General features: G+C 39.1%; 10 protein-coding genes. 1 reads left to right on the top strand and 9 read right to left on the bottom strand.

Annotation, left to right across the window (positions count from 1 at the left end):
• Positions 1–17: 17 nt before the first annotated feature.
• The 7 genes from tilS to pth all read right to left on the bottom strand — a co-directional run bounded on the left by tilS (position 18) and on the right by pth (position 8,758).
• Positions 18–1,406, bottom strand: a complete 1,389-nt coding sequence (tilS, locus tag IGK27_RS00975; protein ID WP_002356259.1) for a tRNA lysidine(34) synthetase TilS — start codon at positions 1,404–1,406, stop codon at positions 18–20.
• A gap of 85 nt (positions 1,407–1,491) precedes the next feature.
• Positions 1,492–1,971, bottom strand: a complete 480-nt coding sequence (locus IGK27_RS00970) for a S1 domain-containing RNA-binding protein (RefSeq protein WP_002356258.1) — start codon at positions 1,969–1,971, stop codon at positions 1,492–1,494.
• A gap of 44 nt (positions 1,972–2,015) precedes the next feature.
• The gene (locus tag IGK27_RS00965) at positions 2,016–2,495 is read right to left on the bottom strand and encodes an FtsB family cell division protein (RefSeq protein WP_002356257.1); all 480 of its coding nucleotides are present in this window, start codon (positions 2,493–2,495) and stop codon (positions 2,016–2,018) included.
• Between the two features lie 254 nt (positions 2,496–2,749).
• Complete coding sequence (locus IGK27_RS00960; RefSeq protein ID WP_002356255.1) at positions 2,750–3,013, bottom strand: RNA-binding S4 domain-containing protein; 264 nt, start codon at positions 3,011–3,013, stop codon at positions 2,750–2,752.
• A gap of 14 nt (positions 3,014–3,027) precedes the next feature.
• Positions 3,028–4,617 carry a putative polysaccharide biosynthesis protein gene (locus IGK27_RS00955; RefSeq protein WP_002364515.1) on the bottom strand — a complete coding sequence of 530 codons (1,590 nt, stop codon included), beginning with the start codon at positions 4,615–4,617 and terminating at the stop codon, positions 3,028–3,030.
• A gap of 15 nt (positions 4,618–4,632) precedes the next feature.
• A complete protein-coding gene (gene mfd / locus IGK27_RS00950) occupies positions 4,633–8,172 on the bottom strand; it encodes a transcription-repair coupling factor (protein ID WP_010826838.1) in 3,540 nt (1,179 codons plus the stop codon).
• 19 nt (positions 8,173–8,191) lie between these two features.
• A complete protein-coding gene (pth, locus tag IGK27_RS00945; RefSeq protein WP_002361556.1) occupies positions 8,192–8,758 on the bottom strand; it encodes an aminoacyl-tRNA hydrolase in 567 nt (188 codons plus the stop codon).
• A gap of 335 nt (positions 8,759–9,093) precedes the next feature.
• Here pth and IGK27_RS00940 point away from each other — a divergent pair, with 335 nt between their 5' ends.
• A complete protein-coding gene (locus IGK27_RS00940) occupies positions 9,094–10,077 on the top strand; it encodes an L-lactate dehydrogenase (protein WP_002356251.1) in 984 nt (327 codons plus the stop codon).
• A 225-nt stretch (positions 10,078–10,302) separates the two neighbouring features.
• Here the strand turns inward: IGK27_RS00940 and IGK27_RS00935 are convergent, their stop codons facing one another.
• Positions 10,303–11,793 carry an aldehyde dehydrogenase family protein gene (locus tag IGK27_RS00935; protein WP_002361555.1) on the bottom strand — a complete coding sequence of 497 codons (1,491 nt, stop codon included), beginning with the start codon at positions 11,791–11,793 and terminating at the stop codon, positions 10,303–10,305.
• A 276-nt stretch (positions 11,794–12,069) separates the two neighbouring features.
• Positions 12,070–13,581 carry a glucosaminidase domain-containing protein gene (locus tag IGK27_RS00930; protein WP_033626368.1) on the bottom strand — a complete coding sequence of 504 codons (1,512 nt, stop codon included), beginning with the start codon at positions 13,579–13,581 and terminating at the stop codon, positions 12,070–12,072.
• Positions 13,582–13,790 lie beyond the last annotated feature (209 nt).

Raw genomic sequence — 13,790 nt, 5'->3', positions numbered from 1 at the left:
GTGCGCTCCTTTCAGCATTACTCCTTTGTCTTAAAAAGGAGTCTGTAGTGTATTTTATCAGTTTCTAAAGGAATACTCAAATAGGAATTTGCAAATTTTGGTACCCAAATGATTTCCTCTTGCTCATCCGTAATGACCCAAGCACTCTCTCTCGCTTCATTTGGCACTTTTTGATCAATAAAAACTCTGCTTAATTTTTTCGTAAACCCTGGTTTTAATGTAATCCGATCACCACTTTGGCGATGACGAACGGTCAAAGGTGTGGCTGTGGTCAACGGGATCGCTAACAACTGACCCGTCCACTGATTAATCTCTTCAGGAAGAGGAAACGGTTTGTCTGTCGCAATTAATCCTAGCCACTCGGTTTCCGATAAATAAATCCCCGCGCCAGGTACTAATAAATGTGTAACTTCTTCTCGCAGTGCAACCTGTTTTTGTTCTAAGCACAGCCAATCATAACTTTTAGCTAGTTGCCATTGCTGTTCTAACATAACCGAGCCTTGCGGTTGGCGTTCATCATTCAAAACTTTTAAAATTTGTGTCATCTGGCGTTGGTTTAACGAAACCCCTAACGGCACTAATGTTTTTTGGAAAAACGCGGTTAAAAAGAAGTGCTGGTACGCAGGCGTTTCTTTTAATAATCTCTTCAAAGGAATGCGCCATCCTTGTTTGGTCGGTTCTACGGCTTCAGATAATTGAGGCTCAATTTGTTCTTGAATAAATTCTTGGGCAAAACGTTGTTCATTACTAAAAGAAGCAATCTGATCTAAGAATTGCGGATTTTCCTGCTTTAATAGCGGCAAAACCTGATTACGGAGCCGATTTCTCAAATATTCATTGGTTTGGTTCGTTTCGTCCTCAAAATAAACGAATGCTTGGCGCTGTGCAAATTGATACAATTCTTCTTTTGGATAAATAAGTAACGGACGAATCAATTCCCCTGTCGCAAAAGGACGTCTCTCTTTAATGCCTGCGGAATGGGAAAAATTAGTTCCTCGAATCAGTTTCATTAAAATCGTTTCCGCTTGATCGTCTAGATGATGTGCCGTCATTAAGACCGCCGCACCTTCAATTTCCATGACTTCTTTAAAAAATTCATAACGAAATGTGCGCGCTTTTGCTTCTAAATTCCGTTGCTTTTCAGGGTCTTCCCAACGCGTTTCATAATACGTCAGCTCTCGCTGCTGACAATAGGTAGCGAGATATTGCGCTTCCTGTGCCGACGCTTCTCGCAATTGATGATTGACGTGTGCAATAACCAATTGTAATTGTTCTTTTTCTGCCACCTGTTCCATTAACGTCAAAAGGGCCATGGAGTCTACACCACCAGAAACGGCGACCACGATTGTTTGATGCGGTTGCCAAAATCCTTGTTCTTTTCCTCGTTTATAAAACTGCCAAAACATTGTTCGCCCTTCTTTCTTCCTTAGAATAAAAGAGGAACCGAGAAATAACCCATTCGTTATCCCCAGTCCCCCTATTTGTTTGTGCTTAGCCGCGACGTCCGCCACGTCCGCCACGTTTGCCTTCAGTATTACGTTTTAATGAAGATAAACGGTCATCACTATCTTTCAAGAAAGAGCTCATCAATGAGTCAAAATCTTGTTTATTGTTATTGTTATTTGCTTGTGGTTTATTGAAAGGCTTTTTGCCCCCTGCGCGTGGATTACGGTCACGATTCTCATAATTGTTTTCACGACGTTGAAATTCACGTTTTGGTTGTTGCCCTTCTGCTGGCTCTTGTGCTTTACGGATCGATAAGCCAATTTTGCCGTCGTCACCAACTGAGGTTACTTTCACTGTTACTTCGTCACCTACTGTTAATACATCATGAATATCTTTAACGAATCCATTAGACACTTCACTGATGTGTACTAACCCAGTTTTTCCTTCTCCTAAATCAATAAATGCACCAAAGTTAGTAATCCCTGACACTTTTCCTGGCAATTTAGCTCCTACTTCGATTGACATAAAAAAATTGTTCCTCCTATTTTTTCCCTAATTATAATTGCAGTTTATTCAGCTGAAGACTTAGTTGTTTCAGTTGAAGACTGTGATTGACTATTTTTTTCTGAACTGCTCTTGCTTTCTTCCGCTCCAGAAGTCTGTGTTTTTTTCATTTGTTCTGGTGTGGGATAAATCTGTTCGCCTTCTTTTGAGAGAAGGAAACGGCTACGTGCTAATTTTGCCACATAATCATCATCTTTTAACAAAGCAACGTCTTTTTTTAGATCCTTGACCTTCTTATCAACTGCTACGGATTCAGCAATTGCATCTGCTCGTTCTTGTTTGAAAGCACCTAAGCGATGATAATCTTTCATCAATTGGATGCCAGAAAAGGCAAAAATAATGAAGGCCACGAGAAAAATCGCTGCCAAGCGTCTGCGTCTAAAAATCAATTGTTTCTGTTGTTTTTGGAATTCGACATACTGTTCTTTCGTGTAGTCATTTTCCAATGCCGCAACTTTCTTCGAGTTTTTTTCATTCTTTCCCATCGTCTCGCTCCACTCGCTTTGGATTGTCCGTTTTATTATACCAACATCTAAGAACCTTGTCTAATGTTAATTTCAGAGAAGTTAAAGAAAATCAAGCTTTTTTCTAAAATATTCTTTGCTTTTGAAATAACAGTGGTTGATTTATTAATTTTTTTCAAAAGCGGCGCGTCTGTTTCATTAAAACGCTGAAAGGATGAAGCGCTTGGAATATTCATCTTTTCAATGAACTTGCCAAGCGCTCCATCCTCACCTGCTTATTCTTCAGAGACACGTGTTTCTGATTTTATTTCATACATTTTTGTGGCATCTTCTTTTTTCGTAGAGTCATTCAGTTGCAGGACTTCTACTTCTAAAATTCTGTTCCCAAATTGAATTTTGACAAGGTCACCAATCTTCACAGTACTAGAAGATTTGGCTAAGACTCCGTTGATTTGAATCCGACCTTTATCAGCGACTTCTTTGGCAACTGTTCTTCTTTTAATAATGCGAGAAACTTTTAAAAATTTATCTAACCGCATCACATTCACCTCTTTTATTTTTTTTGTCTCATCCGTAAAATTTTTGCGCCATACGGTAAACTTAACCATTCACGTATCGTAAATAATTCTAACTTAATGATGGTGCTAATAAAAACTGTACCACCCACTGCAACACCTAAAACTGTAACGAAAAACGCTTGACTTCGGTGATGCACACCTTGGAACAAGATGGAGATAATTCCTTGATAGACCAGTAATGACAGCATCATGATTGCTAAACTAAGCAACAGTTTTTTCAAAAAGTTTCGTTCTCGAACAAAACAATTAATCGCTGCATCCGATTGTCGGACTAAAACGAATAGCGTCGCTAGTAACCCAAGAATAGTAGACCAACTAGCACCTAATGTTCCCCAACGAATGGTGAAAAAGCCCGTTGTCAGTAATTTCACTAATAAGCCCACACCAGCTGCCACTAAAGGACCTTTAAAACGATTGCGACTTTGTTCAATACTTTGGTAGGCCTGAATAATGGCCATAAAAGCGATGGATAAAACATACACCCCTAAAACATCGTTGCCTTTATAATCTTTAAAAAGTGTAAAGTTCATGTACGGCAATAACATCATTAGACCAATCGAAGCTGCCGATGCCAAGGTTGTGGTAAGACGCAAAAAGATTTTTGCAACTTGTAAAAATTGTTGACGGTCTTTTTTCATAAAATATTTTGTCAAACCTGGTAAAAAGGTCGAGCTTAAAGCTAAAGCAATTACCAATCCTAATTGAACTAGTGGTTGTCCTCTATCATAGACCCCTTTGTCCACTTTCGCAGCTAAATCAGAGAGCCCGAAAAGCATGAGGGCATTTTTTACTTTAAAGGAATCAATTAATTGAAATAGAATCAGAAAAGCACTATATAAAGAGACCAAACCACCCTCAATCATTAAACGTTTAAATAGTCCTGTGGTTTGAGGCATAATCTTCCATTGATGCAAGTATTCCGTACTTCCACTAAGAATTTTTCGATTGTAGTACCATAAGACAAGTACCGCTAAGACACCGCCAGCCAACGCACCACTCATAGCCACCGTCCCCGTTTGGTAAATGGAGCCACCAAAGTAATGATAGGACAACGCAGCTACTAGAATAACCCCGACACGCACAAACTGTTCCATCACCTGTGAAATACCACTAGGCACCATCAACAAATGACCTTGAAAATTTCCACGATAGAAGGAAAGAATTGGAACGAGTAAAAAGGTAAAGGAAACAACTTCCATTAATGGTTGGAGTGCAGCATCCCCCATACTAATAGCAATTTCTTGACTACCAAAGAAAAAGAAGGCCCAACAAGCAATCGCTAACCATAACACATAGGGATATAGTTGGCGCAACACTTGTTTTTGACTCCGAATATCTGGTTGTTCAGCAACAATTTTGGAAATAAATTGCGGTAAGCCTGACAATGCTAATGTCATCGCAATCCCATAGATTGGATAAACTTGCTGATACACGTAAAATCCTTCATCCCCTACAAAGTTCTGAAAAGGAACGCGATAAAACGCACTCAACACTTTTGCAATGAAGGAAGCAATGGTTAACACAACGGCACCTTGCATCATTCGTTGCATTTCTTTTTGTGCCATCTTCTAGGCCTCCTTTTAAAGGGAATCCGTTCCTTGCGAATGTTTGTATTTTTCTTGTCGCAATGCGGTTGTAAAAGCAGCAATTTCTTGAATCCAAACAGCTTCTTTACAATCTTTCGGCAACTTCAAGGAAATAGTCATTTGTTCTTTCTCAACTGCTAGATCCGCTTTTAAGCTGGTTGCCGATAACGCTTCAAACAACTGCTCCACAGAGTATGTTTTTGTGCCAATTTTACTTAACACAAACTTGACTTTTTGATCGCGTTTACGAATACTTTCTAACAAGGCACGGTCGCCATCCATTTTGATACGGCCAGTGGTTAATAAATGCGCCACTTCGTCAGGATACTCTCCAAAGCGGTCTAACAAGTCCGCTTCTAATTCTTCGTACATATCCATATTTTCTAATTGACGAATCCGTTTATAAATTTCAATTTTTTGTCGTTCGTCTGTAATGTACGTTCCTGGAATATAAGCATCAATGCCCAAATCAATTTCAACAGACGTTTTTTGGTCTTGGATATTTTTTCCTTGTTTACGAGCAACTGCCTCAGATAACATCTGTGAGTACATATCAAACCCAACCGAATCAATGAAGCCATGTTGTTGGGCACCAAGAAGGTTTCCGGCCCCTCGAATGGAAAGGTCACGCATCGCAATTTTGAACCCAGAACCTAATTCCGTAAAGTCTTTAATTGCTTCTAAACGTTTCTCACTAACTTCGTTTAGGATTTTTTGCTGTTCGTACATAAAATAAGCATAGGCCACTCGATTGCTACGCCCCACACGACCACGTAATTGATACAACGTAGATAAGCCCATGTAGTCCGCATTTTCTACAAACAAGGTATTAGCATTAGGAATATCTACTCCTGTTTCAATAATCGTTGTAGTGACTAATATATCATATTGTCCTTCAATAAAATCAAACAAAGTATTCTCCAGTTGTACTTCTGTCATTTGCCCATGTGCATACGCAATTCGTGCGTCTGGAACTAGTGCTTGTAACTCTTCAACTTTTCGTTCAATCGTATCTACTCGATTGTATAAATAAAAGACTTGACCATCTCGGGCCATTTCTCGCTCAATCGCTTCCCGAATCGCCCCAGGATTATTTTCCATGACATACGTTTGAATCGGATAACGATTCTCTGGTGGGGTTTCGATGACAGATAAATCACGGACACCTAACATTGACATATGAAGGGTCCTTGGGATTGGCGTTGCTGTTAACGTCAAGACATCCACTTGTGAACGCAATTGTTTTAGTCGTTCTTTATGTTTCACTCCAAACCGTTGTTCCTCATCAATAATCAACAAGCCTAAATCACTAAAATTAATATCTTGCGACAATAAACGATGGGTACCAATCACAATATCTACTTGTCCATGTTTAATTTTTTCTATTGTTTCATTTTGCTGTTTTTTCGTGCGGAAACGACTTAATAAACCAATTTCTACAGGAAAGCCCTCAAACCGCTCTTGAATCGTTTCGTAATGTTGTTGCGCTAAAATAGTTGTTGGCACTAAAAAGGCGACCTGTTTATTGTTGCTAACAGCTTTGAAGGCCGCTCGTAAAGCCACTTCTGTTTTACCAAACCCTACATCGCCAACTAACAAACGATCCATTGGTCGAGATTTTTCCATGTCGTGTTTAATTTCGGCAGCACTACGTAATTGATCATCTGTTTCAGAATACGGAAAAGCCTCTTCAAATTCTTTTTGATACGCATCATCTGGCGGAAAAGCATAGCCTTTTTCCGATTCTCTTGTCGCATAAAGTAAGATTAAATCATCCGCGATATCTTCAATTTTCGAAGCAACTTTTCGTTTGGTTTTCGTCCATTCACTGCCGCCCAGCTTGTTAATTTTCGGCGTTTTAGACTCGGAAGCAACGAACTTTTGAATCAAGTTCAATTGTGTTACTGGAATAAATAACTTGTCATCATTTTGGTACAAGATAGTCATGTAATCTTGATGGACCCCATCAACTTCTAAGGTTTCCATACCAATATATTTACCAATCCCGTGATTCGCATGAACGACATAATCGCCCGTTTTTAAGTCGCTATAACTTTTCAAACGTTCCGCATTAGAGATTGTTTGACGACGTGCCCGTTTTTTGGTCGTTGTATGAAAAATTTCTTTTTCCGTAATCGCCACGAGCTTGTTTTTAGGTAATTCAAACCCTGTTTGTAATGCCCCTTGGACAATTTGGACATGCCCATCTAACAACTGATCCCAATTGCTTACTACGCTAGGTATGTCAAAGTCCTGAAATAGCTCTTCGACTTTTTGAATCCGTTCTTTCGTAGGAACAAAAACAACAACCGTTTGGTTTTGCTTTTGCCAACGGTCCACTTCCGCTTTTAGCAACGGCATTTGACCGAAGAATTGTTGCATTGAACGATATTGGAAATTATGGACTTCTTGGAAACGAAGATTCCCCATTCCTTTTTGAAAAAGTGAAAAGAAGGTCGTATTTCGTGCAGTTTTTCGCAATTGATCATGAAAGTCTACGCCAAAAGTTTGTTCAGAAAACACGCGCATTTCTTCAATTTTCAGGGTTTGCCATTCCGCTTCCTCTCTAGCGATTTCTCGCTCTGTTTCCATCATACGAGAATAATCATCCACAAAAAGCAAACTATTTTCTGGTAAATAATCTAACAGCGTAGTTTTTTGTTGGTACAGAAAATCTGTATAATAGTGAGCATTTTCTGTAGGAATCCCTTGTTCCCAAGAAGACAGCAACTGACCAAAATATTCTTCTAAAAAATCGGTCTCCGTTTGATCTTTAGCTGTCGCTAAACGTTTTTCTAGAGCATCTTGTAACCTCGTCATGCCATGATTCATATCTGCCTTTGAGAATACTAAATCAGTCATTGGTGAAATCGTTACTTCTTCAAGATTTTCTAATGAGCGTTGAGTATCCGCTTCAAAATAACGGATTGAGTCAATTTCAACATCAAACAGTTCCACCCGAACAGGGTATTCGGCATTTAGCGGATAGACATCAACAATGCTTCCGCGAATACTAAATTCGCCAGGCTTTCCGACCATCGATTGGCGTTCATAGCCCATTAACACTAAGCGTTGCGCGAGGATTTCAGGTTCTACTTCCGTCCCGATTTCCCAATGAAGTTGCGCATTTTGCCACGTTTCTTTCGTTGGCAAATACTTTCGTAGTCCAGCTACTGGTACGACCACGATTCCTGCATTCGCTGTCATCAGGAAATTTAACGCACTCACTCGATCTGCGCGCGCTTCTGGTGAAGAAAAGGCCATTTCGGCGGATAACACTTCATCTACTGGAAATAGATGAACTTGTTCTGAAGGTAAAATATTTAAAAAATCATCTACTAATTGATTGGCATAGTATAGGTTTGGGACCGCAATAACAATTTTTTGATGCGTCTTTTGTAAAGCGCCTGCCATCAGTAATGTTTTAGCAGAGCCTGATAACCCAGTAATTAGTTGGCGCGTTCCTGTTGTCATTAGTTGACTGCGCCATGATTTAGCAATTTCTGTTTGGCTAATTCGTTCGATAATATTCAAACAAGGGCCCTCCTTTCTGCTATTTTCCATTAAATTGATTCATTGTTTCAACAAACGTATGTCCTTCGCATGCATATAAAGCGGCATCGGCTGCTTTTTTTACAGCAAGTAACATCTCTTCGTGTGTTTCTTTGGGAAAAGTACTTAGTACATGGTGGATAACTGTATCATTTTTTGAGGGCCGACCAATGCCAATTTTAATTCTAGGAAAGACATTTGTTCCTAAATGGGCAATCAGACTTTTTATCCCATTGTGGCCGCCAGCACTACCTTTTTGCCGTAAACGAATTTTACCGACCTCTAAGTCTAAGTCATCATAAATAACAATCAAGTCTTCCTCATCTACCCCAAAGTAGGTCAACAACGGACCAACAGAGCGACCTGATTCATTCATAAATGTTAATGGTTTCACTAACAATACTTTCTCAGTCCCTATAAAAAACTCTGCAATATCTGCTTCAAAATTACTATTATTAAACGAAACATTTTGCCGATACGCAATTTCATCTAGCGTAATAAAGCCAATGTTGTGTTTTGTTTCTTTGTATTTACTACCGGGATTTCCCAGTCCTACGATTACTTTCATCTTTCATTCTCCTTGGATTATAAGCTTGCCAACACAAAATGGCTGGGAAGCGTATGCGCTACCCAGTTTTATTCATTATACCATAGAAATAAAAAAACTCGCAGTCTTTGAAGATTAAGAAAGATGTAAAAAATTTTTTTAGAAATTTAAATATGCTTAAGATAGTGAAATTACGCACATGTAAGAGCTACCATTTTGAAACAGGTCTGAAAACTGTATCATTTTTACAATCAAAGTTCGTGACATTTTTTACAAACCATGTTACTATCACTTTAGCAACAGGAAATAAAAACTCGTTGCTCACGAAAAAGAATGTAGAGGAAGGAATGGTACACATGACTGCAGCCGCAGGGAATAAAGATCACCAAAAAGTAATTTTAGTCGGGGACGGTGCCGTAGGTTCTAGCTATGCCTTTGCTTTAGTAACTCAGAATATTGCTCAAGAAGTTGGGATTATTGATATTAATGTACCAAAAACTGAAGGAGACGCGTTGGACTTATCTCACGCATTAGCATTTACTTCTCCTAAAAAAATCTATGCTGCTACTTATGACGATTGCCATGATGCAGACTTAGTTGTCTTAACAGCTGGTGCGCCTCAAAAACCAGGCGAAACTCGTTTAGACTTAGTTCATAAAAACTTGAAAATTAATAAAGAAATCGTTACAACAATTGTTGATTCTGGTTTCAACGGTATCTTCTTAGTTGCCGCAAACCCAGTCGACATTTTGACTTATTCAACTTGGAAATTCTCTGGCTTCCCGAAAGAACGAGTAATCGGTTCAGGAACTTCACTAGATTCTGCTCGTTTCCGTCAAGCAATTGCCGAATTAGTTGATGTTGATGCACGAAATGTCCATGCCTACATCTTAGGGGAACACGGAGATACAGAATTCCCAGTTTGGTCACATGCGAATGTCGCTGGCTTACAAATTTACGAATGGGTGAAAAATAATCCTGACGTCGATGAAGAAGCAATGGTTAATTTATTCTTCAACGTACGCGACGCTGCTTACACAATCATCGAGAAAAAAGGAGCTACTTTCTATGGAATCGCGGTTGCACTAGCGCGTATCACTAAAGCTATCCTAAACGATGAAAACTCTGTGTTACCATTATCTGTTTATTTAGAAGGTGAATATGGTCAAAACGATATTTATATCGGTGCACCAGCGATCATCAACCGCCAAGGCGTTAAACAAGTCATTGAAATTCCATTAACAGATGCTGAACAAGAAAAAATGGAAGCTTCTGCTTCTGCATTAAAAGAAGTTATTGAAACAGCTTTTGCTAAATTTGAAGCAGAAGAAGCAAAATAACTCCTTCTATAATAGTCGAAAATTTAAAACAACCAAGAGTGGCCACTATTGTTACTCCGCTTTAAAGCCTGGTACAAAAATCCAAAGTGATTTTTGCACCAGGCTTTACTTTTAATCTGTTTTACTTTACTCATCACTCAACTTTTTCAAAAAATTATTGTTTTGTTTAGCTCGAAAATAACAATAGCCAAAAATAAGTTTGTTATCTAAAATTCACTACACTACTTAATACAGTCCGTCTGCTTCTTCTTTTGTCACAATGTAAATATTTTTCATTTGCGTATAAGCATCTAGCATTGATTTATGCGTTTCTCGACCAATTCCTGATTTTTTATAACCGCCAAATGGCGCGCCCGCAGGCAATTGATTGTATGTGTTGACCCACATCCGACCTGTCCGTACACCACGAGCAACCCGTAATGCCACATTGATATCTTGAGAAAAGACCGCACCACCTAGACCATATTCAGAATCATTAGCTAAACGAATGACTTCTTCTTCCGTTTCAAATTTAATCACTGTTGCAACAGGACCAAAGATTTCTTCTTGGGCCACACACATTGTATTCGTACCATTCGCTAATAACGTAGGTGCTAAAAACGCCCCCTTGTCTAGCCCATTTTCTGTTAAACGTTGCCCACCAGTAATCAGCGTAGCTCCTTCCTTCACACCAATTTCGACATATTTTAAAATTTCTTCCAATTGATGCTCATTGATCTGAGCGCCCATTTCAACATCTTTTTCCCACGGGAAACCAACGTTCACTTGTTCAAACTTTTCCTTTAAAGCTTCTACAAATTGATCATAAATACCTGACTGAACGAACACACGAGACCCAGCACAACAAACTTGCCCTTGATTGAATAAAATCCCTAACTGCACGCCTTCTAATGCACGTTCCCAATTGGCATCTTCAAAAATAATGTTGGCTGATTTTCCGCCAAGTTCTAAAGTGGCTGGAATTAGGCGGTCGGCCGCCGCTTTAGCGACAGTGTACCCCACCTCTGTTGAGCCTGTAAAAGCTAGCTTATCAAACCCTGGATGTGCCAACATATAATTTCCTGAATCAGAACCACGACCGGTGATTAAATTCACTACTCCTTTCGGCAAGACTTGATCAAAAATTTTAAACAATTCCAACAGACTTAATGATGTGCTCGAGGACGGATGAATCACAACCGTGTTACCTGCTGCCAACGCTGGTGCTAATTTCCAAGCACCCATTAATAAGGGGAAATTCCACGGAATAATTTGACCCACAACACCGATGGGTTCTTTCACAACAATGGATAACGTATCCTTATCAAATTCTTTGACAGATCCTTCTTCTCCACGAATCACACTAGCAAAATACCGAAAATGGTCTGCACTGGCAGGAACATCAATCGATTGCGTTTCCCGAAGCGGTTTTCCATTATCTAAAGTCTCCACCATAGCCAAATGTTCTTGATTTTCTTCAATCAAATCAGCAATTTTCAACAAAAGATTGCTTCTTGTTACAACGTCAACATCTTTCCATGTCTGAAACGCTTCTTGAGCTGCTTCTACAGCTCGATCCACATCTGCATTTGTGGCATCAACAAATTCTGCTAATTTTTCGCCATTACTAGGATTGTAACTAGCAATCATTTTGTTACCACTACCTGTTGTCCACTCTCCATTAATATACAATTGATAGCTACTGGCAACTACTTGATTTATTTCTTTTTTACTCATTTACCCACCTCTTTTTTTATTTTTGTATCCGCTTACAATTATAAGACATCTTCCACCTAAAAGTAAATGATTCTACCTAAAAAAAATATAGCTCTCAGCGACTGTTGCTAACTCATCCCGACCTGAAGCCTCCTGGCAATATCTGAATGTATTAAACTTTATTGGAGAGAACTTTTGCCACAAAAAAAGCTAGCACTGAAGAATTAAAATTGCTTCTTCAGTGCTAGCTTTGATTTTTCCAACTCATTTGTTCTTATTGACAAAGAGCTGATTTTTTTATTTATCTTTTGGAACGATATAGTTCATTAAATGTGTTTCATCGGCTGAGATTGTACGTGTCGAAACAACGTTTAATCCCTTCACGTTCATTTCAGAAATTAAGATGCTACCGTCTTTAAAGACTTTTTCCACAAATGCGACATGACCATAAGTATTGTCTGCGCCTAAAACGCCAGCTGGGAAGGAAACCGCTGCGCCTGCTTTTGGTGTACGACTTACTTTGTACCCGCGTGCACGACCTGTTTCGCCCCAATCTTGACCATTCCCCATTGTTAAGTCCACACGTTTACCTAATTGCGTAATACGGTTGTAGACATATTGTGTACAGTTGCCCCAAGCATAACTATTAAAGGTGTCATAGTTTTTGCCATTATAGGCTGGGAAATTTGATTCCATTGGTTCAACGGTTGCTTTTTCTTTATCATAATAAGTTAAATCGTATGTTTTAATTAACGCATTTAATTTCTTATGGTAATCTTTGTCCGTTGCGTATTTTCCTGTTAGGAAACGTGTCGCTTCTTTGTATGATTTGGCTTCCGTTTTCCAGACACCATGATAGAAATCTTTATTGGAATCTAAACCATTTTTCAATAATTTCGCATAATCTTCCATTGATTCTTTATACGTTGGATATTGACGGAATTTTGCTTCTACTGTGTATAGGTTACCGAAACCATTGTCTTCATAGGTAATAAAAGAAACAGATTGACCTTTGTAATCGCCTTTAATACCAAACAGATTGTAGTTTGGTTTCTGGCTTAATTTACTATTGCCGCTGCCACTTTCTAAAATTGCTTGAGCAATCATCACACTAGCATATAAGTTTTTGTCCTTGGCCACTTTCCGAGCAGATTCCCCGATTTCTTGAATAAACTCTTCTGTCTTCTTCGTTTTGCTGACCGTAAACGTCTCATCGTCTTCCACTAACCCAACCGTTTCATTTGTAACTGGTGGGACTATTTCGGGCTGCGGTGTTGACGCTGCTGGTTGTTCTACTGGCTTTTCAGCTGGCGCTGTTGGTGTCACTGGTTTCGCCGGCTGTTTTGATTCAGAAGTACTCGTGCCAGGTTTTGGCTGTTCTTTAGAAGAACTTGGTGTGGTCGTCGGCGTGGTACTTGATTCAGTTGTACTTGTTGACGTAGAATCTGTGGTTGACTCTGTTGTACTCGTTGAGGTGGAGTCAGTAGTCGATTCTGTCGTACTTGTGGATGTTGAATCCGTTGTGGAATCTGTCGTTTCGGTTCCTGACGTTTCCGTGGACTCCGTGGTTGCAGATTCACTTGATTCGGTTGAACTTTCTGTTTCAGTTGTTGTTTCTTCTGTCGCTTCTGTTGTTTCACTAGTCGCTGTCGTTTCAGTGTCTTCAGCAGTTGTTGCTTCTGCGGTTGTTTCTGCAACAGAACTATTTTCAGCTACCAAGTTATTACCTTCTGCAAATGCACCTACTGGCATTGATGAACCTAAAAGTAATAAGGTAGAGAACAGGGCAAATTGTTTTTTCATACTCATTCTCCTTTTTTATTTTTCTCCATTTATTTTTATGTACCAACATAATAATTGACATAGTTATTGTTTAAATGGCTCCTTTTTTAATAGTATACTGTTTCATAAAAAATTTCTAGCAAAAAGTTAAAAAAATAGAAGAAAATTCACAAATTCTTCTATCTTTTTTTGGTAATTTTCTAAGAAAAAAAAGAAAGGGCTTGAATAAACATCAA

Source organism: Enterococcus sp. DIV0236 (assembly GCF_050558525.1).
Taxonomy (GTDB): domain Bacteria; phylum Bacillota; class Bacilli; order Lactobacillales; family Enterococcaceae; genus Enterococcus; species Enterococcus faecalis.
The sequence above is the reverse complement of the archived record's forward strand: the minus strand, read 5'-3'. Positions and strand labels throughout refer to the sequence as shown.

What these genes read in the sequence shown, in the direction of transcription:
- IGK27_RS00960 (WP_002356255.1), bottom strand. Translation starts at nt 3,013, where the DNA reads ATGCGGTTAGATAAATTTTTAAAAGTTTCTCGCATTATTAAAAGAAGA.
- IGK27_RS00955 (WP_002364515.1), bottom strand. Translation starts at nt 4,617, where the DNA reads ATGGCACAAAAAGAAATGCAACGAATGATGCAAGGTGCCGTTGTGTTA.
- IGK27_RS00935 (WP_002361555.1), bottom strand. Translation starts at nt 11,793, where the DNA reads ATGAGTAAAAAAGAAATAAATCAAGTAGTTGCCAGTAGCTATCAATTG.
- pth (WP_002361556.1), bottom strand. Translation starts at nt 8,758, where the DNA reads ATGAAAGTAATCGTAGGACTGGGAAATCCCGGTAGTAAATACAAAGAA.
- IGK27_RS00930 (WP_033626368.1), bottom strand. Translation starts at nt 13,581, where the DNA reads ATGAGTATGAAAAAACAATTTGCCCTGTTCTCTACCTTATTACTTTTA.
- IGK27_RS00940 (WP_002356251.1), top strand. Translation starts at nt 9,094, where the DNA reads ATGACTGCAGCCGCAGGGAATAAAGATCACCAAAAAGTAATTTTAGTC.
- tilS (WP_002356259.1), bottom strand. Translation starts at nt 1,406, where the DNA reads ATGTTTTGGCAGTTTTATAAACGAGGAAAAGAACAAGGATTTTGGCAA.
- IGK27_RS00970 (WP_002356258.1), bottom strand. Translation starts at nt 1,971, where the DNA reads ATGTCAATCGAAGTAGGAGCTAAATTGCCAGGAAAAGTGTCAGGGATT.
- IGK27_RS00965 (WP_002356257.1), bottom strand. Translation starts at nt 2,495, where the DNA reads ATGGGAAAGAATGAAAAAAACTCGAAGAAAGTTGCGGCATTGGAAAAT.